Below are 22131 nucleotides of genomic sequence, written 5' to 3'. Positions count from 1 at the left end.
GTCAGGCGGGGACCGACGACGCGGCCGGGACCTGCGCGGAGGCGAAGGCGTGGCGCTGGCGGCCGAGCCCCTCGATCTCGACCTCGACGACGTCGCCGTCGGCGAGGTACGGGAAGCGGCCGGACAGCGCGACGCCCTCGGGGGTGCCGGTGCAGATCAGGTCGCCCGCCTCGAGCGTCATGTACTGCGACAGGTGGTGCACGATCGCCGCGACGTCGAAGATCATGTCGGTCGTGGACGAGTCCTGGCGGGGCTCGCCGTTGACGAACGACCGCAGCCGCAGGTCGGCGGGGTCCACCTCGTCCGCGGGCACCAGCGCGGGGCCGGTGGGCAGGAACGCGGGGCCGCACTTGCCCTTCGACCACTGGCCGAGCGAGTCGTCGAGCTGCCAGGCCCGCTCGCTCACGTCGTCCACCACGGTGTACCCGGCGACGTGGTCGCGGGCCGCCTCGACGGACGGCAGGTAGCTGGCCTGCTTGCCGACGACGATCGCGAGCTCGACCTCCCAGTCGACCTTGTCCGACCCGGGCGGGATCGGCACCGTGTCGTCGGGGCCGACCACCGTGTTGGGGTGCTTGAAGAAGATGATCGGCAGGCGCGGGGGCTCCGCGCCCGACTCCCGCGCGTGCGCGGCGTAGTTCTGGCCCACGCACACGACTGCGGCGGGGCGCGCGATCGGCGCGCCCACGCGCAGGGCGTCCGCGCCCTCGAGCACGGGGAGCTCGCCGGCCGCCAGCGCGGCCCGGGTGCGGGCGATGCCGTCGGCGGCGAGGAACGCGCCGTCGACGTCGTGGCTGCCGGGGATGCCGGCGGTCACGGGTCGCAGGTCGTAGGTGACGCCGTCGTGGGTGACGGCGGGGATCTCCTGGCCCACCGGGCCCAGGCGGAGCAGCTGCATCGGTGTCCTCTAGTTCTCTCTGGGGGGCGCATCGATCATGCGCCCGGGTCGCCGCTCGGTCACATCCGTCCCGCCATGCGGGCGGGCGGGGGTGGCCGGGCGTCAGGCGAAGGCGTCGGGGTGGGCCTCGGGGGCCAGCAGGCCCCGGTCGACGAGGTCCGTCCACAGCTCGGGCGGCACGACGGCGGTGTGCCGGTCCACGGCCTGGCGCACCTGGTCCGCCGTGCGGAGCCCCACCACGGTGCTCGCGACGGCCGGGTGCGTGCGCACGTAGGCCACCGCCGCCTGCGGCAGCGTGACGCCGTGGTCGGCGCACGCCCGCGCGACGGCGCGGGTGCGGTCGAGCAGCGCGGCGGGGGCCTGCGCGTAGTCGTAGGTCGCGTCGTCGGGCACGGTCTCGCGGGCCAGCAGCCCCGAGTTGTAGACGCCCGCCACCACCACCGCGGCGCCCCGGTCGAGGGCCGCCGGGAGCAGGTCGGCCAGCGCGGGCTGCTCCAGCAGGGTGAACCGGCCGGCGCACATCACCACGTCCACGTCGGTCTCGCGCACGAACCGGGCGAGCATCGCCGACTGGTTCATCCCCGCGCCCACGGCGCCCACGACGCCCTGGTCGCGCAGCTCCAGCAGCGCGGGGACCGCCTCGGCGAACGCCTGCTCCTCGTGGTCGTCCGGGTCGTGCAGGTAGACGACGTCGACCCGGTCCAGGCCGGTGCGCTCCAGGCTCGCCTCGAGCGAGCGCAGCACGCCGTCGCGGGAGAAGTCCCACTCCCGGCGGGTGGCGGCGGGCACGTCGAAGATGTCGCTGTCCCGGCGGTCGGCCGTCTCGGGCGAGGGCACCAGCAGTCGTCCGACCTTCGTCGAGACCACGAGCTCGTCCCGCGGCAGGTCGCGCAGCACGGCGCCCACGCGCCGCTCCGAGAGCCCGAGCCCGTAGTGCGGCGCCGTGTCGACGTACCGCACCCCGGCCGACCACGCCGTGCCGAGCGCCTCGGCGGTCTCCTCGTCCGTGGTGGCCCGGTACAGGTTGCCGGCCTGCGCCGCCCCGTACCCGAGGCTCGTCAGGCGCACCCCGGTGGAGCGGACCTCCCGGGTCGGCAGCACGCCCGCCGCCGGCGCGGCGCTCACGCCTGCTCCGGCGGGCGCACGCGCAGGTCGTGCATGCCGCCGTCGACGGCGAGCGCGGTGCCCGTGGTGGAGCTCGCGAGCGGGCTGGCGAGGTAGCAGACGGCGTGCGCCACGGCCTCGGGGCTGACGAGCCGCCCCGTGGGCTGGCGGGCCTCCAGCGCGGCGCGCTCGGCGGCCGGGTCGGCCGCGGAGTCGAGCAGGCGGCCCACCCACGGGGTGTCGACCGTGCCGGGGTTCACGCAGGTCACGCGGATGCCCTCGCGCACGTGGTCCGCCGCCATCGCGAGCGTCAGGGCCTGCACGGCCCCCTTGCTCGCGGAGTACAGCGCCCGCTGCGGCAGCCCCGACCACGACGCGATCGACGCCATGTTCACGACGGCCGCGTGCTCCGAGGCCCGCAGGTGCGGCAGCGCCGCGCGCGTCACGCGCACGATGCCGAGCACGTTGACGTCGAGCACCCGCAGCCACTCGGCGTCGTCGTTGTCCGCGACCGTGCCCTGGGCGCCGATCCCGGCGTTGTTCACGACGACGTCGATGCCGCCGAGCGTGGCGGCCGCGGCCTCGACGGCGGCGCGCACGGCCACGTCGTCGGTGACGTCGGCGACCTCCGCGCCCGCGCCCTCGGGCACGCCGTCGCGGGTACGGTCGATCGCGGCCACGCGCGCGCCGCGCGCCAGGAGCGCGCGCACCACGGCGGCGCCGATGCCCGACGCGCCCCCTGTCACGACGGCACGGATGCCGGCGAACTCCGGCAAGGTCTCGGTGGGGGTGGTCACGGGTGCTCCTTCGTGCGGGGGAGGGTGGCGGGCCCGACGTCGAGCCCGTAGACGGAGACGGCGTTCGCGCCGCGCACGGCGGCGCGCTCGCCCGGGGTGAGGCCGGCCAGCAGCTCGTCGGCGGCGGCGAGCCACCGGCCGTAGCCGGACGCGAGCAGGCAGACGGGCCAGTCGCTGCCGAGCAGCAGCCGGCCGGCGCCGAGGACGTCGAGCGCGTGGTCGACGGCGGGCCGCAGGTCGGCGGTGGTCCACGAGTCCCAGCGGGCCTCGGTGACCAGCCCGGACAGCTTCGCGACGACGTTCGGCCGGGCGGCGAGCGCGGCCAGGTCGCGGCGCCAGGCGTCGAGGGCGGCCGGGTCGCCGGGTCGCCCGTCGGCGCCGGGCAGCGCGGCGAGCGGCGGCTTGGCGAGGTGGTCGAGCACGAACCGCACGCCCGGCAGCGCGGCGGCCAGCCGCGCGCACGAGGGGAGCTGGTCGGCCCGCACCACGAGGTCGAAGGGCAGCCCTGCGGCGCCGACGGCGGCGATGCCGGCGTGCACGTCGGGGCGGTCCAGGTAGTCGGCGCCGGGCTCGGCCTGCACCATCGTGCGGATCCCGACGAGGCGGTCGCCGCCGGGGCCCTCGCGGAGCGCGACCAGCCGGTCCTCGAGGCCGGGGGCGAACAGGTCGGCCCAGCCGACGACACCCGCGACGCGCGCCGCGCGCCCCTCCGGCGACGCGGCGACGGCCAGCAGGTCGTCGGTGTCGGCCCAGGTGCTGGCGCTCTGCACGACGACGGTGGCGTCCACCCCGTGCGCGGCGGCGGGCAGGTCGGCGGGCGTGAAGTCGGCGTCGATCGCGGCCATGGTCGTGGGGTCGATCCAGCGCTGCGGGGTCCGCGCGCGGACCCACAGGTGATGGTGCGCGTCGACGACGACGTCGGACATCCGGACTCCCTCGGCCTGGGGCAATTCATCCAACCTATAGGCCGTCGATCCCCTTGCGCTACCCCCGTGTGCGGCCGATAGGCTCGGAGCGCACGCCCGATACGTCATATCTCTACCGGCACCGCCCGCTCGACGAGGAGTGATCCGCATGACCCCGGCCGCCCCGCCCCTGCGCCCCGAGCAGGCCTGGTTCACGGAGGCCCGCTTCGGCCTCTTCGTGCACTTCGGCCTCTACTCCGCCGCCGCCCGGCACGAGTGGGTGATGAGCTTCGAGAAGCAGACCGCCGAGCAGTACGCACGCTACGCCGAGGTGTTCGACCCGGACCTCTTCGACGCGCGCGCGATCGCCCGCGCCGCGAAGGACGCCGGCATGAAGTACGTGGTGCTGACCACCAAGCACCACGACGGCTTCGCGCTGTGGGACTCCGCCGTCAGCGACTACAGCATCGCCCGCACCCGCGGGCGCGACCTCGTGGCCGAGCTCGCCGAGGCGGTCCGCGAGGAGGGCCTCCACCTCGGGCTGTACCACTCGCTCATCGACTGGCACCACCCCGACTTCACCGTGGACCACGTGCACCCCCGCCGGGACGACCCGGACGCCCACGCGCTCAACGAGGGCCGCGACATGGCCCGGTACCGCGAGTACCTGCACGCCCAGGTGCGGGAGCTGCTCACCGGGTACGGGCCGGTGGACTACGTGTTCTTCGACTTCACGTTCGCCGAGGACAAGGACGGCTGGCGCGGCAAGTACCCCGAGGACTGGGAGGCCGAGAAGCTGCTCGCCCTGGTCCGCGAGCTGCAGCCGCAGGCCGTGGTGAACGACCGCCTCGGCATCCCCGGCGACCTCGTCACCCCCGAGCAGTACCAGCCGGACGCCCCGATGCGCGACGCCGCCGGGGAGCTCGTCGTCTGGGAGGCCTGCCAGACGCTCAACGGCAGCTGGGGCTACGACCGCGACAACACGAAGTTCAAGGACCCCGACCTGCTGGTGCGCATGCTCGTCGACACGGTCTCCAAGGGCGGCAACCTGCTGCTCAACATCGGGCCCGACGGGCGCGGCGCCGTCCCCGCCCGAGACACCACGACCCTGGCCGCGCTCGGTGCGTGGACCCGCCTGCACGGTCGGTCGATCACCGGGGCGGGCCCGGCCGACGCCGACCTCGCCGCCGCCGTCGCGCCCGGGCTGCCGCCCGGGGCCGTGCTCACCCAGCGCGGCGACCGCCTGTACGTGCACCTGTTCGCCTGGCCGTTCGGGCACGTGCACCTGCGCGGCCTGGCCGACCGGGTCCGGTACGCGCAGCTGCTGAACGACGGCTCCGAGCTGCGCACCTCCCGCACCGACCCCGACCAGAAGGCGTGGAACACCAACCCCGGCGGCCAGCCGGCGGGCACCCTCACGCTGCACCTGCCCACCGTGCGGCCGGACGTCGCCGTGCCGGTGGTGGAGCTGTTCCTCGACGACCTGGGCTGACGCCGCACGGTGGGCACCGGGCTGGACTATGCTCCCCGGTGTCGAGGCGGACACGCACCGCCTGCGCTCGAAAAAGGGGCGCGCGGCAGCCCGGTCGTCGGAGTCGTCCACCGACCGGCGCCGGGCTCGCACGGGACACATACGGACCGCACCACTCATCCGTCACTGTTCCCTGGAGGCCCCGTGCCCACCGTGTCCGCCCACGTCGCCCGTACCCTCGCCCAGCACGTCGACCACGTCTTCGGCGTCATGGGCAACGGCAACGCCTGGTTCCTCGACGACGTCGAGCGCGCGACGTCCGCGCGCTTCACCGCCGTCCGGCACGAGGCCGGCGGCGTCGTCGCGGCCGACGCGTACTTCCGCGCGTCGGGCCGCATCGCCGCCGCCACCGCCACCTACGGCGCCGGCTTCACGAACACGCTGACGGCGCTGGCCGAGGCCGCGCAGGCGCGCGTGCCCCTGGTGCTGCTCACCGGCGACGAGCCGACGTCGGGCCCGCGCCCGTGGGACGTCGACCAGATCGCGCTGGCCGCCGCCGTCGGCGCCCGCACCTATACCGTCGGCCGCGCGGACGCCGCCGCGACCACCGTCATCGCGATCGAGCACTCCCTGACCTACCGGGTGCCCGTCGTCCTGGCGATCCCCTACGACGTCGCCGCCCGCGAGGCCGGCCCCGTCCCCGAGGCGCCCGAGCCGGCGCTGCCCGGGCCGCTCGCGCCCGTGGGCCCGTTCGACGCCGCCGCGATCACCGACCTCGCGCGCGCCCTCGCGGGTGCCGAGCGGCCGCTGCTGCTCGCCGGCCGCGGCGCCTGGCTCGCGGGCGCCGGGGAGGCGCTGGGTGAGCTCGCCGCGGCGACCGGCGCGCTCACCGCGTCGACGGCGCTCGGCCGGGGCGTGTTCCCCGACGGCCGGTACGACCTCGGCGTCGCCGGCGGTTTCGGCGCCGACGGGGCGATGTCGCTGGTGCGCGAGGCGGACGTCGCCGTCGTGGTCGGCGCGTCGCTCAACCAGTTCACGATGCGGTTCGGCGACCTCTTCTCCCCCGGCACCCGCGTGGTCCAGGTGGACACCGCCGAGGCGGCGACCCACCGCCACGTCGGCTCGTTCATCCGCGGGGACGCCGCCCTCGTGACGCGCGCGCTGCTCGACGAGCTGCGCTCCCTCGGCGCTGTGCCCTCGGGCTGGCGCGACTCCGTGGGCGTCGCGGCCGCCCGCACCTACGACACCGGCCCCGCGGACGGGATCGCCGCCGACGGCCGGCTCGACCCCCGCGGCGTCGCGAGCCGCATCGGCGCGCTGCTGCCCGCCGACCGCGTCGTCGTCTCCGACGGCGGCCACTTCATCGGCTGGGCCAACATGTACTGGCCGGTGGCCTCCCCCGACCGCATGATGATGGTCGGCACCGCCTACCAGTCCATCGGCCTCGGGTTCCCCAGCGTGCCCGGCGCCGCCGCGGCCCTGCCCGACGCGACCGTCGTCCTCACCACCGGCGACGGCGGCGGGCTCATGGCCCTCGCCGACCTCGAGACCGCGGTCCGCACCGCCGGCGGTCGGGGCGTCGCCGTCGTCTGGAACGACGCCGTGTACGGCGCCGAGGTGCACGTCTACGGGCGCCAGGGCCTCGCCGAGGAGCCCATGCGCATCCCCGAGACCGACTTCGCCGCGCTCGCCGCGGCCGTCGGCGCCGAGGGCGTGGTCGTGCGCACCCTGGACGACCTCGACCGGCTCGGGACGTGGGCGCGCGAGCCCGTCGGGCAGCGCCGCTTCCTCATGCTCGACTGCCGCATCTCCTCGACCGTCGTCGCCCCGTGGCAGGAGGAGGTCCTGCGGGTGAGCCGCACCCGGTAGTCGCTCAGCCCGTCCCGGGCGGCCCGTCCAGCACGGTCGGCGCGTACTCGAGCAGCTGCAGCCGGCCGTCGAGGGTGCGGCTGTCGAGGAGCTCCAGCCGGACGTCGGGCCAGCCGTCGTAGAGGCGGTCGCCGCCCGTGGCGCCGTTGACCACCGGGAACACGACCACGCGCACCCGGTCCACCAGGCCGGCGACGAGGAGCGAGCGGGCGAGGCCCGGGCTGCCGATCGTCCGGAGCGGGACGCCCTCCTGCTTCATCGCGCGCACGGCCTCGACGGCGTCGCCCGGGACGAGCGTGGTGTTCGCCCACTCCAGCGGCTCGGTGAGCGTCCGGGAGAACACGACCTTGGGGCGCGCGGTGACCTCGGCCATCTCCTCCTCGCCCGTCTCCGCGAACTGGGCGAAGAGGCGGTACGTCGTGGCGCCCAGCAGGGTGGTGAACTCCAGCCGGCCGTCCCGCTCGAGGAAGGCGAAGTAGTCCGGGCCGCCCATGCCCCACAGCCCCGGCCACCCCTCGGCGGAGCCGAACCCGTCGAGCGAGGTGATGTAGTCGATCATCAGGTCGGCCATGGCAGGGCCCCTTCCTGGCGCGCGTCGTCGGCGACGCCTCCGCCCCAGTATTCGCAGGGGTCGGGGCCGCGCGCACGACGACGGCTACCCCGGGTCGACGACCTCGTCGTCCCGGTGCGCGCCGTAGAACTCCGACTGGCGGCGCATCGTCTCGCGCGCCGGCGTGTCCCGCGCGGTCCCGTAGACCGTGCCCGGGAAGTCGAGCTCGCGCTGCACGGCCCAGATCTCGTCGTGGCTCCCGGGCGGCAGGATCCGGGCCGGGTCGCCCACGGCGACCCACCCGATCGGCACGACCGCGCCCGGCGGGAGGACGGTGTTGACGTGCACGACGCCGTGGATGCGCACCTCCGCGCCGGCACCGACCCGGCTCCCCGGGAACAGGGCGGCGCCGGTCGCGACGAACGCCTCGTCCTCGACCACGCTGCCGTTGACGTGCGCGTGCGGGCCCACCAGCACGGCGTCGCCCAGCCGCGCGTCGTGGCCGCGGCGGCCGCGCACGAGAGCCTGCTCCATGACCACGGTGTCGCGGCCGACGACGACGGCGCCGTCCTCCGCGGTGAGGACGGCGCCGTGCAGGATCCGGGCCCCGGCGGCGACGCGCACGTCGCCGACCAGCACCGCCGTCGGCGCGACGTACGCCGACGGGTCGACGGTGGGCGCGGTTCCTCGATGACGGATCAGCATGGCCCGGAACGTACCAGCGGGGGCGGCGTCAGCGGCCGACGAACACCCCCGCGAAGAACTCGGCGAGCTCGTCGGTGGCGTCGAGCGGCAGCACGTGCGCCACGTACTGGTCGGGACGCACGACGACCACCACCCCGTCGCGGGAGAGCTCTCGCTCGGCGAAGATGTCGTCCCCGGTCCAGACGGTGGGCCCGGCGGCGTACACCTTCTCCCAGTCGGTGAGCCCCAGGGGTCCGGTCTGCGGCCGGAACACCTCGGGGACCTCCGCGAGGTCCACGTCCTGGAAGGCCTGCTGGTAGACGACCTTCACGTCGAGGACGGCGTCGACGTCGGCGCCGTCCGGCGTGCACCGGGCCACGGGGGACTCCGGCGACGCCAGCCAGGCCGCCCACGCGTCGAGCGCGGACCCCGCCCCCGGGGCGGCGGCGTCGGCGAACGCGTAGACCCGCCACCGGCCGTCCGCCTTGGCGTGGTGGCCCAGGTGCACGGCGTTGCCGTCGCACACGCGCGTCACCTCGGCGGACTTGAACCGCTTGCCGAGCGGGAAGCCGGCCGCCAGCTCCTGCCGCGCGCCGCCGGCCACGATCGACGACGGCCCGTACTGCGTCATGAACCCGGAGGGGAACTCCGACGTCGCGAGGTAGTAGTGGGCCAGCTCCTGCGGGTCGGAGATCTCCTCGGGCTTGCGGGCCATGAGGCTCGACCACTCGCGGTCGAAGTCGATGAGCTGCTGCGCCACGGGCTGCCGCTCGGTGGTGTAGGTGGCCAGGAGGGACTCGGGGCTGAGGCCGGTCAGCACGGACCCGAGCTTCCAGCCCAGGTTGAACCCGTCCTGCATCGACACGTTCATCCCCTGCCCCGCCTTGGCGCTGTGGGTGTGGCAGGCGTCGCCGGTGAGGAAGACGCGCGGGGTGCGGTGCTCCTCGCCGTCGCGCACGTCGTCGAACTTGTCGGTGACGCGGTGGCCGACCTCGTACACGCTGTGCCAGGCGACCTCCTTCACGTCCAGCGTGTACGGCGTGAGGATCTCGTTGGCCCGGCGGACGATCTCCTCGATCGGTGTCGTGCGCACCCGGTGGTGGTCGTCCGCGGCGACCTCGCCGAGGTCCACGTACACGCGGCAGAGGTACCCGCCCTCGCGCGGGATGAGGAGGATGTTCCCGGCCTCGGAGTTGATGGCGCACTTGGAGCGCCAGTCGGGGAAGTCGGTGTTGACGAGCACGTCCATCACGCCCCAGGCGTGCGCCGCGAACTCGCCGACGTGCTTGCGGCCGATCGCCTCGCGCACCGCGCTGCGGGCGCCGTCGCACCCGGCGACGTACCTGGCGCGTACGGTGCGCTCCTCGCCGGCGCGGTCGCCCGCGACGTGCCGCACGCGAACCTCGACGGGGTGCTCGTCGCCGTCGTGCACCGTGAGGCCGAGGAACTCGACGCCGTAGTCGGGCACGATGCGGGCCGGCCCGTGCGCGGCGGCCTCGGCGAAGTAGTCGAGCACGCGCGCCTGGTTGACGATGAGGTGCGGGTACTCGCTGATCTTGAGGCCGTAGTCCTCGGTGCGCGTGGTGCGCACGATGTGCTCCGGGTTCCGGGGGTCCGGGCCCCAGAAGTTCATCCAGCCGATGTTGTACGCCTCGGCGACGATGCGCTCCGCGAAGCCGAACGCGTCGAAGGTCTCGACGCTGCGCGGCTGGATGCCGTCCGCCTGGCCGAGCACCAGCCGGCCCTCGCGCTTCTCGATGATGCGCGTCGTGACCCCGGGGTACTGCGACATCTGCGCGGCGAGCAGCATGCCCGCGGGTCCGGACCCGACGACGAGCACGTCGACCTCGTCGGGCAGGTCGTCGGGCCGGTCCACACCGGTGCCGGCGGGCGGCAGCACCCGCGGGTCGCCGGACACGTAGCCGTGGTGGTGGAACTGCACGAGCTCTCCTCATCGTCGTCGATGCCCCCGACGTCCGCGTCGGGCCTTGCACGCTCGGCGGCGCCGTTCTATATTCGAACACGCCGTTCTACTATTGAATGCAGCCTAACCCACCGGAAGGACGCCGATGCCCGACGCCGGCCCCCCGCCGTCGCAGACCCTCAGCCGCGGGATCCGCATCCTCGAGACCCTCGCCGACGCCCGCGAGCCGCTCACCATCGACGACGTCGCCGGGCGGCTCGGCGTGCACCGGTCGATCGCGTACCGGCTGCTGCGCACCCTGGAGCACCACGGGCTGGTGGTGCGTGACGCGAACGGGCACGTCGCCCTCGGCGCGCGGATGGCGGCGCTGGCCGCCGGGGTCGCCCACGACCTGCAGGCCGAGGCGCTGCCGGAGCTCACCGCCGTCGCGAACGAGCTGGGGATGACGTGCTTCCTCGTCGTCCTCGACCACGACGAGTGCGTGACGCTCGTCAGCGTCGAGCCGCGCCACGCCGTCGCACCCGTGGCGCAGCGCCCGGGCACCCGGCACGCCGTCACCGCCGGGGCCCCCGGCAAGGCGATCCTCACGCTGGTGCCGGAGGCCGACTGGCCCGCCGGCATCCCGGCCACGCTGCGCGCCACCGTCGCCGAGGCCGCCGGGCGCGGGTGGGCGACCAGCCACGACGAGGTGATCCCCAGCCTCGAGTCCGTGGCCGTGCCGCTCGCGCTGCGCGGCCGCGGGCCGGCCGCGCTCGCCGTGGTGCACGTCGCGAGCCCCCTGGACCACCAGCAGGTGGCCGCCCGGCTCACCCGGTCCGCCGCCGCCGTCCGCGACGCCCTGGGCGGCTGACCCCGGGCGGCGCCCGGCCCTCAGAGCAGGGGGCGCACCGAGGCGTAGGCGTCCGGCTCGTCACGCACCGGCACGTCCCAGACGCGGGCGGTCCCGGCGTCGTCGTGACGCGGCCAGCCGGGGTCGCCGTCGACGACGAACGCCACCGCCGCGGCGTGGACCGCGTCGGCGAGCTCCTGCGGCGGGTGCGGGCCGGCGAGCGGCTCCGTCGCGGGCCCGTCGAGGCAGTCGAAGAAGAACGGCACGTCGAGGCAGTGCTCGGCGAAGCCGAAGGCGCCCGACGGCCACGCGAACCGGTAGAGCCAGGTCGCCGCGCCCCCGCGGTCGGCGGCGACGCGCAGCGCACCGGTCCGGAACATCCGGTCGGTGACGACGCGGCCCGCCAGCCGGACCTTCCCGAGCGCGACGACGTCCGCGTTGGCGTCCAGGTAGGCGCGGCGCGCCCGGGCCGGCACGCCCAGCCGGGACAGCAGCAACGACCGCGGCACCCAGCGCAGCGTCCGCGCGGCGCCCGCGAGCGCCATCGTGAACTCGTCGTCCGTGGTGCCGAGCACGAGGGGCTTGTCCGCGCCGACGCCGGCGCGCAGCGACTCGCGGGTGGGCCGCGGCAGGAGGTCGCCGTCGACGGCGGGGCCGAGCGGCAGCCCCTGCGAGATCACCGTGTCCAGCTGCCGGGGGTCGAGGTCGGTGGCTTCCTTCTGGAGGGCGAGGAGCCGCTCCTCGGGGACGTACGCGAAGCCCTCACGCGTCGGCGCGACGCCGGCCCGCCGGGCGATGTCCTCGGCGAGCGCCCGCGCGCGCTCGTCGGACACGTCGGCGAGCGCGCCGGAGAGCGCGTAGACCCCGTGGAAGAGGTGCTGCGCGCGCTCCATGCCGAGCATGGTGAGCACCGCGCCGCCTCCCGCCGACTGCCCGGCGACCGTCACGCGCGCCGGGTCGCCGCCGAAGGCCGCGACGTTCTGCTGCACCCACTCCAGCGCGAGGAGCCAGTCACGCACGCCGCGGTTGGACGGCGCGCCCTCGATCCGGCCGAAGCCGTCGAAGCCGAGGCGGTACGACACCGACACCGTGACGACGCCGTCGCGGTTGAAGGCGCGGCCGTCGTACCAGGGGCTCGCGGGCGACCCGGCGAAGTAGCCGCCCCCGTGGATCCAGACGAGCACCGGCAGGCCCGCGCCGGGAGACGCGGGCTCGGGCGAGGGCGTGAACACGTTGACGTTGAGCGTGGACTCCCCCGGCACGCTGGGCTCGGGGATGAGCGTGACGCCGGGGTCGCCGCGCTGGGCGGTGGCGCCGTGCTCGAGGGCGTCCCGCACCCCGTCCCACGGGGCGTGCGGCACGGGGGCGGCGAACCGCAGGTCGCCCACGGGCGGCTCGGCGAACGGGATGCCCAGGAAGGCGGCGGAGCGGGGCGCCCCCGGCCCGGCGCCCGGACGCCAGCGCCCACGCACCCGGCCGGCGACGGTCCGCACCTCGACGAGGTCGGCCGGTCCGGACTGCCCGGTCTCGTTCGTCATCAGGACCTCCGCGCTCGTGACGGTGCACACCGGTGCACACCGTACGCGCCGACGCCGCGCTCCTGATCCTCCCCCGACGGGGGTGAGGCGTCAGGCGCGCGAGACCCCGTAGATCGGGCTGGCCGCCTGCTCCTCCTCGTGCTCCGGCCCCAGCGGGATGCCGGTGCGGTCGCGCAGCAGCAGCGTGGCGGCGAACGCCACCACCATGACGCCCGCGATGTAGAACGCGACGGACGTCGCGGTGCCGGTGCGCTGCACCAGCCAGGCCGCGATGGTCGGGGCGAACGCGCCGCCCAGGATGGCGCCGATCGCGTAGGTGATCGACACGCCGGAGTAGCGGATCGAGGCCGGGAAGAGCTCCGCGAAGTACGCGGCCTGCTGCCCGTACGTGAAGCCGTTGCCGATCGCGAAGAGCGAGACGCCGACGAACAGCAGCCAGGGGCTGCCCGTGTTCACCAGCGGGAACAGCAGGAACACCGTGGCCAGGAAGGCGACCCAGCCGATGATGTACGTGTTCCGGCGCCCGATGCGGTCGGAGACGGCGCCCGCCGCGAACGTGCAGGCCAGCCAGACCACGGACGCGCCCGCGACGGCGAGCAGCACCGGCGTGCGGTCCATGCCGACGAGGCCGCCGTCGGCGAGCGGCGTGGTCGCGTAGTTCTGCAGGTACCCACCGGTGGTCATGTAGCCGGCGGCGTTGTTGCCGGCGAAGGTGAGCGCGGCGAGCAGCACCAGCAGCCAGTGCTTGCGGAAGAGGGTGAGGATCGGCGTCTTCGCGGCCGCCTTCTTCTCCGCGATCTCGAGGAAGACGGGGCTCTCCTCGACCGACCGCCGCACGACGATGCCGACCAGGATCAGCACCACGCTCAGCAGGAACGGGATGCGCCAGCCCCACTGGAGGAAGGCGTCGCCCGGGGAGATGACGCCGGTCATGAGCGCCAGCACGCCGGAGGCGAGGAGCAGGCCGATCGGGACGCCGATCTGCGGGAACGCGCCCATGCGGCCGCGACGGCCGTCGGGCGCGTGCTCGACGGCCATGAGGACGGCGCCGCCCCACTCGCCGCCGGTCGACAGGCCCTGGACGATGCGCAGCAGCACGAGGAGCGCCGGGGCGGCGATGCCGATCGTGTCGTAGGTGGGCAGCAGGCCGATGAGGGTGGTGGCGCCGCCCATGAGGACGAGCGTGACGACGAGCATCGCCTTGCGGCCGATCTTGTCGCCGAAGTGGCCGGCGAGGAAGGCGCCGAGGGGGCGGAACAGGAAGCTGATCCCGACGGTCGCGAACGACAGCAGGGTGGCCGCGCTCTTGCCGGCCGGCTCGAAGAACAGCGTGCCGAACACCAGCCCGGCGGCGCTGGCGTAGAGGAAGAAGTCGTACCACTCGATGGTGGTACCGATGACGGTCGCGAACGCGACGCGGCGGAGCTCGCGGCGCTCGGTGGTCGGGGCGGCAGCCGTGCCGGTGGTCCCGGTGGTGGACATGGCGGGAGACCTCTCTGTCAGTCCGCGGGTGGTGCAGATCGCAGGATCGTATATCATCCGAGATACGACATGACAGCCTCGACCTGATAGTGGGGTGCCCGTGGTCACCGACGACCCGCCCAAGCCCGGCAAGATCATCGCCGTCCACCTCAACTACCCGTCGCGCGCGGCGCAGCGGGGCCGGACGCCGAGCCAGCCGTCCTACTTCCTCAAGCCCGCCTCGTCGCTCGCCGCGACCGGCGGCACCATCGAGCGCCCGCTCGGCACGGAGCTCCTCGCCTTCGAGGGCGAGGTCGCGATCCGCATCGGCACCGCCGCGCGCTGGGTCTCCCCCGCCGACGGCTGGTCGCACGTCGACGCCGTCACCGCGGCGAACGACTTCGGGCTCTACGACCTGCGCGCCGCCGACAAGGGCTCCAACCTGCGCAACAAGGGCGGGGACGGCTTCACGCCGCTCGGCCCGCGCTGGATCCCCGCCGCCGACGTCGACCCGGCCGGCCTGCGCGTGCGCACCTGGGTGGACGGCGAGCTGGTCCAGGACGACTCGACCGGCACCCTGCTGTTCGACCTCGGCCGCCTCGTCGCCGACCTCTCCCAGCACCTCACGCTCGAGCCCGGCGACGTGGTCCTCACCGGCACGCCGGCAGGCTCGTCGGTCGTGGGGCCGGGGCAGGTCGTCGAGGTCGAGGTGGATGCCCCCGACGCGCCCGGCGCCCCGTCCAGCGGCCGCCTCGTCACCACCGTCACCGCCGGCACGCGCGCCTTCGGCGACTTCGGGTCGAGGCCCGCCGTCGACGACACGCAGCGGGCGGAGGCCTGGGGCACCCAGGCGCCCGCGCCCGCGTTCGTCCTCACCGACGCGATGCGCGACCGGTTCGGAGGCGTCGCCGTCGCCACGCTGTCGGCCGCGCTGCGCAAGCGCGGCTACACCGACGTCTTCGTCGAGGGCGTGCACGCCAACCACCCGGGCGACCGGTTCGTGGGCACCGCCCGCACGCTGCGGCTGATCCCGTTCCGCCCGGACCTGTTCGCCTCCCACGGCGGCGGCTTCAACGCGCAGAAGCGCGCGTTCGACGCCGTCGGGCCGGGCGAGGTGATCGTGGTCGAGGCGCGCGGCGAGCGCGGCACCGGCACCGTGGGCGACGTGCTCGCCCTGCGCGCCCACGTGCGCGGAGCGGCGGCGGTCGTCACCGACGGCGGCGTCCGCGACGCCGACGCCGTGGCCGAGATCGGCATCCCCGTGTTCTCCCAGGGCCCGCACCCGTCCGTCCTCGGGCGCAAGCACGTGCCGTGGGAGACGGACGTGACCGTCGCCTGCGGCGGCGCCGCCGTCCAGCCGGGCGACGTCGTGGTGGGCGACGGCGACGGCGTCCTCGTCATCCCGCCCGCCCTCGTCGAGGAGGTGCTCGCCGAGGCCGAGGCCCAGGAGGCCGCCGACGCCTGGGTCGCGACCCAGGTCGCCGCCGGCGCCCCTGTCGACGGCCTGTTCCCCATGGACGCCGAGTGGCGGGCGCGGTACGAGCGCGAGACGGGCGCCCGATGACCGCCGTGACCGTGAGCAAGTCGCAGCGGGCGTACGCGTCCCTGCGCGAGCGGATCGAGGACGGCACGTTCGTGCCGGGCTACCGGCTGGTGCTGGCCCAGCTCGCCGGCGAGCTCGACATGTCCGTGGTGCCGGTGCGCGAGGCGATCCGCCGCCTCGAGGCCGAGGGCCTGGTGACGTTCGAGCGCAACGTCGGCGCCCAGGTCGCCCTCCTCAAGGAGACCGAGTACCAGCACACCATGGAGACGCTGGCGCTGGTGGAGGGCTTCGCCACCGCGCTGTCGGCCCCGCACCTGAGCGCCGCGCAGCTCGCGACCGCGCGCGAGGTCAACGAGCGGATGCGCGGCTGCCTCGCCGACTTCGACCCGCACCGCTTCACGGCGCTCAACCTCGACTTCCACGCCGTGCTGTTCGAGCCGTGCCCCAACCCGCACGTGCTCGACCTCGTGCACCGCGGGTGGCGGCGCATGACCGTGCTGCGCGACTCCTCGTTCTCGTTCGTGCCCGGCCGGGCGCGCGAGTCGGTCGCCGAGCACGACCGGATCCTCGATCTCGTCGCGGACCTGCAGGCCGGCACGGCCACCGCCACCGACGTCGAGCTCGCCGCCCGGCGCCACCGCACCGCCACCCTCGACGCCGTGCTCGCCTACCAGGCCGACCACCGTCCGCACTCCCAGTCCCAGGAGAAGTGATGACCGAGCAGTCCCACCGCCCCGCCGACCTGCCCGCCGCGATCCGGCACTACGTCGACGGCCGGTTCGTCGACTCCGCCGACGGCGCCACGTTCGACGTGCTGGACCCCGTCACCAACGAGACGTACCTGCAGGCCGCCGCGGGCAAGAAGGCCGACGTCGACGCCGCCGTCGCCGCCGCCCGCCGCGCCTTCACCGAGGGCCCGTGGCCGCGGATGCTGCCCCGCGAGCGCTCGCGCGTGCTGCACCGGATCGCCGACCTCGTGGAGTCCCGGGACGCCCGCCTCGCCGAGCTGGAGTCCTTCGACTCCGGCCTGCCGATCACGCAGGCGCTGGGCCAGGCCCGCCGCGCGGCCGAGAACTTCCGCTTCTTCGCGGACCTGATCGTGGCGCAGGCCGACGACACCTACAAGGTGCCCGGGCGCCAGATCAACTACGTCAACCGCAAGCCGATCGGCGTCGCCGGGCTCATCACGCCGTGGAACACGCCGTTCATGCTCGAGTCGTGGAAGCTCGCGCCCGCGCTCGCCACCGGGAACACCGTGGTGCTCAAGCCCGCCGAGTTCACGCCGCTGTCGGCGTCGCTGTGGGCGGGGATCTTCGAGGAGGCCGGCCTGCCGCAGGGCGTCTTCAACCTCGTCAACGGGCTCGGCGAGGAGGCCGGCGACGCGCTGGTGAAGCACCCCGACGTCCCGCTCATCTCCTTCACCGGCGAGAGCAGCACCGGCCAGCTGATCTTCGGCAACGCCGCCCCGTACCTCAAGGGCCTGTCCATGGAGCTGGGCGGCAAGTCCCCGGCGATCGTGTTCGCCGACGCCGACCTCGACGCCGCGATCGACGCGACGATCTTCGGCGTCTTCTCCCTCAACGGCGAGCGCTGCACCGCCGGGAGCCGCATCCTCGTCGAGCGCCCCGTCTACGACGAGTTCGTGGAGCGGTACGCCGCCCAGGCGAAGCGCGTGCGCGTCGGCTACCCGCACGAGAAGGAGACCGAGGTCGGCGCCCTCGTGCACCCGGAGCACTTCGCGAAGGTCATGGGCTACGTGGAGATCGGCAGGTCCGAGGGCCGGCTCGTCGCCGGCGGCGGCCGCCCCGAGGGCTTCGAGACCGGCAACTTCGTGGCCCCCACCGTCTTCGCCGACGTGAAGCCCGACGCCCGGATCTTCCAGGAGGAGATCTTCGGCCCCGTCGTCGCGATCACCCCGTTCGACACCGAGGCCGAGGCGCTCGAGCTCGCCAACGGCGTGAGGTACGGCCTGGCCGCCTACGTGTGGACGAACGACCTCAAGCGGGCCCACAACTTCTCCCAGGCCGTCGAGGCCGGGATGGTGTGGCTGAACTCGAACAACGTGCGCGACCTGCGCACCCCGTTCGGCGGCGTCAAGGCGTCGGGGCTCGGCCACGAGGGCGGCTACCGCTCCATCGACTTCTACACCGACCAGCAGGCCGTGCACATCACCCTCGGCAAGGTGCACAACCCCACCTTCGGCAAGAACTGACGCACTCGGTACACGAGCAAGGACGCTGACATGACCGACAAGAACGACCGCACCCTCACCTCCTCGGGCTTCTACGTCTCCCAGGAGGCGCCGATCCACGCGGAGAACCCGATCGCGACGCCGTCGAGCCCCGCGCCCGACATCCTGCGCTGCGCGTACATGGAGCTCGTCGTCACGGACCTCGCGGCCTCCCGCGAGTTCTACGTCGACGTGCTCGGCCTGTACGTCACCGCGGAGGACGACGAGAGCGTCTACCTGCGGTCCACCGAGGAGTTCATCCACCACAACCTCGTGCTCCGCAAGGGCGCGGTCGCGGCGGTCGCGGCGTTCTCCTACCGCGTGCGCACGCCGGAGGACCTCGACAGGGCCGTCGCCTTCTACACCGAGCTCGGCTGCGAGGTGCGGCGCGAGCCCGGCGGGTTCACCCAGGGCATCGGGGACTCGGTGCGCGTGGTCGACCCGCTCGGCTTCCCGTACGAGTTCTTCCACGACGTGCAGCACGTGGAGCGGCTGTCGTGGCGCTACGACCTGCACACCCCCGGCGAGCTGGTGCGCCTGGACCATTTCAACCAGGTGACGCCCGACGTGCCCCGGGCCGTGAAGTTCATGCAGGACCTGGGCTTCCGCGTCACCGAGGACATCCAGGACGACGCCGGCACCGTCTACGCCGCGTGGATGCGCCGCAAGCCCACCGTGCACGACACGGCGATGACGGGCGGCGACGGCCCCCGCATGCACCACGTCGCGTTCTCGACCCACGAGAAGCACAACATCCTGGCCATCTGCGACAAGCTCGGGGCGCTGCGCCGCTCCGACTGCATCGAGCGGGGCCCCGGCCGCCACGGCGTCTCCAACGCGTTCTACCTGTACCTGCGCGACCCCGACGGCCACCGCGTCGAGATCTACACGCAGGACTACTACACCGGCGACCCGGACAACCCGGTCGTCACCTGGGACGTGCACGACAACCAGCGCCGCGACTGGTGGGGCAACCCCGTGGTGCCGAGCTGGTACACCGAGGCGTCCCTGGTGCTGGACCTCGACGGCGACCCGCAGCCCGTCGTCGCCCGCACCGACGACTCCGAGATGGAGGTGACGGTCGGCGCCGACGGCTTCTCCTACACCCGCAAGGACGACGACGGCGGGGTGCAGGGCTTCAAGCTGGGGGCGACGCTGTGACTCCCCCGGTGGGCGCGACGCCCGACGGCGAGCGCACGCTCGACGACGACGCCGTCGTCGCGATCGCGGACGAGCTCGCCGAGGCGGACCGCACCCGCACCCCCGTGCCGCTGCTCACCGCGCGGCACCCGGGCATGACGGTGGCCGACGCGTACGCCGTGCAGCGCACCTGGCGCGAGCGCGGCGAGGCGCGCGGGCGCCGCGTCGTCGGGCACAAGATCGGCCTGACGTCGAAGGCCATGCAGGCCGCGACCGGCATCACGGAGCCGGACTACGGCGTCATCTTCGACGACATGGTGCTCGAGTCCGGCGGCGTCGTGGAGCACGCCGCGTACTCGAACGTGCGCGTCGAGGTGGAGCTCGCGTTCGTGCTTGCCGAGCCCCTGGCGGGCCCGGGCGTCACCGTGACCGACGTGCTGCGCGCCACCGACCGCGTCGTGCCGGCGCTGGAGATCCTCGACGCGCGCGTCGAGATGCCGGGCCGCACCATCGTCGACACGATCAGCGACAACGCCGCCATGGGTGCCATGGTGGTGGGCGGGCGGCCCGTCCGGGTCGACGACGTCGACCTGCGCTGGGTGTCCGCCCTCCTGTACCGCAACGAGACCATCGAGGAGACGGGCGTGGCCGCCGGGGTGCTCGGGCACCCCGCCGCCGGCGTCGCCTGGCTCGCGAACAAGCTGGCCGCGCACGGCGACTCGCTCGCCGCGGGCGAGACCGTCCTCGCCGGGTCGTTCACCCGCCCCACGTGGGTGCACCCCGGCGACACCGTGCACGCCGACTACGGAAGCCTGGGGGCCGTGACATGCCGCTTCGTGTGACCGACGACCCGACCACCGACCGCTCGCTCGCCGCCCTGCTCGCCGGGGCCGCGGACGAGGGCCGCCCCCTCGTCGGCGCGTGGTCGTCGATGGGCAGCCCCGTCGCCGCGGAGATCCTGGCCGGCAGCGGCCTGGACGTCGTGCTGGTCGACGGCGAGCACGGCCCGAACGACCTCACCACCGTCCTCGCGCAGCTCCAGGCCACGGCCGCGTACCCCGTGGCCACGCTGGTGCGGGTGCCCTCCGGCGACCCCGTCGGCCTCAAGCGGGTGCTCGACCTCGGCGCCACCAACGTGCTGGTGCCCATGGTCGACTCCACCGCCGAGGCCGAGGCCGCCGTCCGCGCCGTGCGCTACCCGCCCGCGGGGGTGCGCGGCGTCGGCAGCGCGCTCGCCCGCTCCTCGCGGTGGAGCCGCGTGCCCGGGTACCTGGGCGGCGCGGACGACGGCATCACCCTGGTCGTGCAGCTCGAGACCCGGGCCGCGATCGAGGACGCCGCGGGCATCGCGGGGACCGACGGCGTCGGCGCCGTGCTGGTCGGGCCCGCGGACCTCGCCGCGTCCCTCGGCCACCTCGGGCAGCAGGACCACCCGGAGGTCGTCGACGCCGTGCTCGGCGCGATCGCCGCGTGCCGCGCGGCGGGCACGCCCGTCGGCGTCAACGCCTTCGACCCGGCCATGGCCGACCGCTACCTCGACGCCGGCGCCTCGTACGTCGTCGTCGGCGCCGACGTCACCCTGCTCGCGCGCGGCACGGAACAGCTCGCCGCGCGCGTCGCCTCCCGCACCACAGCGACCGCACAGCCGAAGGACGGTGGACCCCGATGACGACAACCCCGACCACGACCGGACCCCGCGCACGGGCGGCCGAGCTCCTCGCCACCACGCCCACGGGGCTGCTGATCGGCGGTACCTGGCGCGACGCGACGGACGGCGGCACGTTCGCCGTCGAGAACCCGGCCACCGAGGAGACGCTGGTGCGCGTCGCCTCCGCGACCGCCGACGACGCGCGCGCCGCCCTCGACGCGGCCGCCGCCGCGCAGGCGTCCTGGGGCGCGACCCCGGCGCGCGAGCGCGCCGAGATCCTGCGCCGCGGGTTCGCCCTCGTGCAGGAGCGTCGCGAGGACCTCGCGCTGCTCATGACGCTCGAGATGGGCAAGCCGCTGGCCGAGGCGCGCGGCGAGGTGACCTACGGCGGCGAGTTCCTGCGCTGGTTCGCCGAGCAGGCCACCCACGACGACAGCCGGTACGCGCACAGCCCGGAGGGGACGCTCCGCCTGCTCGTGCAGCGCCGCCCCGTGGGCCCGTGCCTGCTCATCACGCCGTGGAACTTCCCGCTCGCGATGGCCACCCGCAAGGTGGCGCCCGCCGTCGCCGCCGGCTGCACCATGGTGCTCAAGCCGGCCCGCCTCACGCCGCTGACGTCGCTGCTGTTCGCGCAGCTCATGGTCGAGGCCGGCCTGCCGGACGGCGTGCTCAACGTGGTGCCCTCGGCCTCCGCGGCGGCCGTGAGCGAGCCGCTGATGGCCGACCGGCGGCTGCGGAAGGTGTCGTTCACCGGGTCCACCCCGGTGGGCCAGTCGCTGCTGCGGTCGGCCGCCGAGAACGTGCTGCGCACCTCCATGGAGCTCGGCGGCAACGCCCCGCTGGTCGTCTTCGAGGACGCCGACCTGGACGCCGCCGTCGACGGTGCCATGGCCGCCAAGCTCCGCAACGGCGGCGAGGCCTGCACCGCGGCCAACCGGTTCTACGTGCACGAGTCCGTGGCCGACGAGTTCGTCTCCCGGCTCGCCGAGCGCTTCCGCGCCGTCGTCGCCGGGAACGGCCTGGACGACGGGACGACGCTCGGCCCGCTCGTCGAGGCCAAGGCCGTGGACTCCGTCGCCGCCCTCGTGGACGACGCCGTCGCCCGCGGCGCGCAGGTCGTCGTCGGCGGCACCCGCCCCGACGGCCCCGGCCACTTCTACCCGGCCACCCTGCTGCGCGACGTCCCCGCCGACGCCCGCTGCATGACGGAGGAGATCTTCGGCCCCGTCGCCCCCGTCGCCACCTTCCGCACCGAGGACGAGGCCGCCGAGCTCGCCAACTCCACCGAGTACGGGCTGGCGTCGTACGTCTTCACCGCCGACGTGCGTCGTGGGCTCGCGTTCGCCGAGCGCCTCGAGTTCGGCCTGCTGGGCCTCAACGCGGGCGTCATCTCCAACGCCGCCGCGCCGTTCGGCGGGATGAAGCAGTCCGGCTCCGGCCGCGAGGGCGGCTTCGAGGGCATCGCCGAGTACCAGGAGACCCAGTACGTCGGCATGCCGCTCTGAACCACGAGATCGAGGTACCCGTCGCGAGGTCGACC

Annotated in this window: 19 protein-coding genes; 10 read left to right on the top strand and 9 right to left on the bottom strand. The window is 74.6% G+C overall.

What is annotated here, in order from left to right:
* Position 1 precedes the first annotated feature (1 nt).
* From ACFU9A_RS04205 to ACFU9A_RS04190, 4 genes are all read right to left on the bottom strand, one after another.
* Positions 2–898: a fumarylacetoacetate hydrolase family protein gene (locus ACFU9A_RS04205; protein ID WP_430574010.1), complete on the bottom strand. Its 897-nt coding sequence runs from the start codon at positions 896–898 to the stop codon at positions 2–4.
* Positions 899–1000: 102 nt separating this feature from the next.
* Complete coding sequence (locus ACFU9A_RS04200; RefSeq protein ID WP_430574009.1) at positions 1001–2023, bottom strand: aldo/keto reductase; 1023 nt, start codon at positions 2021–2023, stop codon at positions 1001–1003.
* Positions 2020–2799, bottom strand: a complete 780-nt coding sequence (locus ACFU9A_RS04195) for an SDR family NAD(P)-dependent oxidoreductase (RefSeq protein WP_430574008.1) — start codon at positions 2797–2799, stop codon at positions 2020–2022. The genes ACFU9A_RS04200 and ACFU9A_RS04195 overlap by 4 nt, the downstream gene beginning before the upstream one ends.
* Positions 2796–3725: an amidohydrolase family protein gene (locus ACFU9A_RS04190; RefSeq protein ID WP_430574007.1), complete on the bottom strand. Its 930-nt coding sequence runs from the start codon at positions 3723–3725 to the stop codon at positions 2796–2798. Before ACFU9A_RS04190 ends, ACFU9A_RS04195 begins: the two co-directional genes overlap by 4 nt.
* 148 nt (positions 3726–3873) lie before the next feature.
* Here ACFU9A_RS04190 and ACFU9A_RS04185 point away from each other — a divergent pair, with 148 nt between their 5' ends.
* On the top strand, positions 3874–5196 hold the full coding sequence (locus ACFU9A_RS04185; protein WP_430574006.1) for an alpha-L-fucosidase: 1323 nt from the start codon (positions 3874–3876) through the stop codon (positions 5194–5196).
* Between the two features lie 183 nt (positions 5197–5379).
* On the top strand, positions 5380–7044 hold the full coding sequence (locus ACFU9A_RS04180) for a thiamine pyrophosphate-binding protein (RefSeq protein WP_430574005.1): 1665 nt from the start codon (positions 5380–5382) through the stop codon (positions 7042–7044).
* 4 nt (positions 7045–7048) lie between these two features.
* Here ACFU9A_RS04180 and ACFU9A_RS04175 read toward each other — a convergent pair whose 3' ends face one another.
* From ACFU9A_RS04175 to ACFU9A_RS04165, 3 genes are all read right to left on the bottom strand, one after another.
* Positions 7049–7615 carry a dihydrofolate reductase family protein gene (locus ACFU9A_RS04175; protein WP_430574004.1) on the bottom strand — a complete coding sequence of 189 codons (567 nt, stop codon included), beginning with the start codon at positions 7613–7615 and terminating at the stop codon, positions 7049–7051.
* A gap of 84 nt (positions 7616–7699) precedes the next feature.
* Positions 7700–8299 carry a gamma carbonic anhydrase family protein gene (locus ACFU9A_RS04170; RefSeq protein WP_430574003.1) on the bottom strand — a complete coding sequence of 200 codons (600 nt, stop codon included), beginning with the start codon at positions 8297–8299 and terminating at the stop codon, positions 7700–7702.
* A gap of 28 nt (positions 8300–8327) precedes the next feature.
* On the bottom strand, positions 8328–10220 hold the full coding sequence (locus ACFU9A_RS04165) for an FAD-dependent monooxygenase (protein WP_430574002.1): 1893 nt from the start codon (positions 10218–10220) through the stop codon (positions 8328–8330).
* A 127-nt stretch (positions 10221–10347) separates the two neighbouring features.
* Here ACFU9A_RS04165 and ACFU9A_RS04160 point away from each other — a divergent pair, with 127 nt between their 5' ends.
* A complete protein-coding gene (locus tag ACFU9A_RS04160; RefSeq protein WP_430574001.1) occupies positions 10348–11052 on the top strand; it encodes an IclR family transcriptional regulator in 705 nt (234 codons plus the stop codon).
* 20 nt (positions 11053–11072) lie between these two features.
* Here the strand turns inward: ACFU9A_RS04160 and ACFU9A_RS04155 are convergent, their stop codons facing one another.
* A complete protein-coding gene (locus ACFU9A_RS04155; RefSeq protein WP_430574000.1) occupies positions 11073–12569 on the bottom strand; it encodes a carboxylesterase/lipase family protein in 1497 nt (498 codons plus the stop codon).
* Positions 12570–12659: 90 nt separating this feature from the next.
* Positions 12660–14051: an MFS transporter gene (locus ACFU9A_RS04150; RefSeq protein ID WP_430573999.1), complete on the bottom strand. Its 1392-nt coding sequence runs from the start codon at positions 14049–14051 to the stop codon at positions 12660–12662.
* A 100-nt stretch (positions 14052–14151) separates the two neighbouring features.
* Here ACFU9A_RS04150 and ACFU9A_RS04145 point away from each other — a divergent pair, with 100 nt between their 5' ends.
* The 7 genes from ACFU9A_RS04145 to ACFU9A_RS04115 are packed head-to-tail and all read left to right on the top strand — an operon-like array spanning position 14152 to position 22096.
* A complete protein-coding gene (locus ACFU9A_RS04145; RefSeq protein ID WP_430573998.1) occupies positions 14152–15594 on the top strand; it encodes a fumarylacetoacetate hydrolase family protein in 1443 nt (480 codons plus the stop codon).
* The gene (locus tag ACFU9A_RS04140) at positions 15591–16286 is read left to right on the top strand and encodes a GntR family transcriptional regulator (RefSeq protein ID WP_430573997.1); all 696 of its coding nucleotides are present in this window, start codon (positions 15591–15593) and stop codon (positions 16284–16286) included. Before ACFU9A_RS04145 ends, ACFU9A_RS04140 begins: the two co-directional genes overlap by 4 nt.
* Positions 16286–17785: a 5-carboxymethyl-2-hydroxymuconate semialdehyde dehydrogenase gene (gene hpaE / locus ACFU9A_RS04135; protein WP_430573996.1), complete on the top strand. Its 1500-nt coding sequence runs from the start codon at positions 16286–16288 to the stop codon at positions 17783–17785. The genes ACFU9A_RS04140 and hpaE overlap by 1 nt, the downstream gene beginning before the upstream one ends.
* Before the next feature lie 30 nt (positions 17786–17815).
* Positions 17816–18964, top strand: a complete 1149-nt coding sequence (gene hpaD / locus ACFU9A_RS04130; RefSeq protein WP_430573995.1) for a 3,4-dihydroxyphenylacetate 2,3-dioxygenase — start codon at positions 17816–17818, stop codon at positions 18962–18964.
* A gap of 8 nt (positions 18965–18972) precedes the next feature.
* The gene (hpaH, locus tag ACFU9A_RS04125; RefSeq protein ID WP_430575336.1) at positions 18973–19785 is read left to right on the top strand and encodes a 2-oxo-hept-4-ene-1,7-dioate hydratase; all 813 of its coding nucleotides are present in this window, start codon (positions 18973–18975) and stop codon (positions 19783–19785) included.
* A complete protein-coding gene (locus ACFU9A_RS04120) occupies positions 19770–20612 on the top strand; it encodes an HpcH/HpaI aldolase/citrate lyase family protein (RefSeq protein WP_430573994.1) in 843 nt (280 codons plus the stop codon). Before hpaH ends, ACFU9A_RS04120 begins: the two co-directional genes overlap by 16 nt.
* Positions 20609–22096 (top strand): NAD-dependent succinate-semialdehyde dehydrogenase, encoded by a 1488-nt coding sequence (locus ACFU9A_RS04115; RefSeq protein ID WP_430573993.1) that lies wholly within the window; start codon positions 20609–20611, stop codon positions 22094–22096. The genes ACFU9A_RS04120 and ACFU9A_RS04115 overlap by 4 nt, the downstream gene beginning before the upstream one ends.
* Positions 22097–22131: the final 35 nt, after the last annotated feature.

The organism is Isoptericola sp. NPDC057653, assembly GCF_042799955.1.
Taxonomy (GTDB): Bacteria; Actinomycetota; Actinomycetes; order Actinomycetales; family Cellulomonadaceae; genus Isoptericola.
Note: the sequence above shows the minus strand (reverse complement) of the source record. Positions and strands in the feature narration are given on the sequence as shown.

Excerpts from the sequence above, each read along its gene's own strand:
- ACFU9A_RS04205 (WP_430574010.1), bottom strand. The coding sequence starts at position 898 with ATGCAGCTGCTCCGCCTGGGCCCGGTGGGCCAGGAGATCCCCGCCGTC.
- ACFU9A_RS04190 (WP_430574007.1), bottom strand. The coding sequence starts at position 3,725 with ATGTCCGACGTCGTCGTCGACGCGCACCATCACCTGTGGGTCCGCGCG.
- ACFU9A_RS04185 (WP_430574006.1), top strand. The coding sequence starts at position 3,874 with ATGACCCCGGCCGCCCCGCCCCTGCGCCCCGAGCAGGCCTGGTTCACG.
- ACFU9A_RS04175 (WP_430574004.1), bottom strand. The coding sequence starts at position 7,615 with ATGGCCGACCTGATGATCGACTACATCACCTCGCTCGACGGGTTCGGC.
- ACFU9A_RS04170 (WP_430574003.1), bottom strand. The coding sequence starts at position 8,299 with ATGCTGATCCGTCATCGAGGAACCGCGCCCACCGTCGACCCGTCGGCG.
- ACFU9A_RS04160 (WP_430574001.1), top strand. The coding sequence starts at position 10,348 with ATGCCCGACGCCGGCCCCCCGCCGTCGCAGACCCTCAGCCGCGGGATC.
- ACFU9A_RS04155 (WP_430574000.1), bottom strand. The coding sequence starts at position 12,569 with ATGACGAACGAGACCGGGCAGTCCGGACCGGCCGACCTCGTCGAGGTG.
- ACFU9A_RS04150 (WP_430573999.1), bottom strand. The coding sequence starts at position 14,051 with ATGTCCACCACCGGGACCACCGGCACGGCTGCCGCCCCGACCACCGAG.
- ACFU9A_RS04140 (WP_430573997.1), top strand. The coding sequence starts at position 15,591 with ATGACCGCCGTGACCGTGAGCAAGTCGCAGCGGGCGTACGCGTCCCTG.
- hpaE (WP_430573996.1), top strand. The coding sequence starts at position 16,286 with ATGACCGAGCAGTCCCACCGCCCCGCCGACCTGCCCGCCGCGATCCGG.
- hpaD (WP_430573995.1), top strand. The coding sequence starts at position 17,816 with ATGACCGACAAGAACGACCGCACCCTCACCTCCTCGGGCTTCTACGTC.
- ACFU9A_RS04120 (WP_430573994.1), top strand. The coding sequence starts at position 19,770 with ATGCCGCTTCGTGTGACCGACGACCCGACCACCGACCGCTCGCTCGCC.
- ACFU9A_RS04115 (WP_430573993.1), top strand. The coding sequence starts at position 20,609 with ATGACGACAACCCCGACCACGACCGGACCCCGCGCACGGGCGGCCGAG.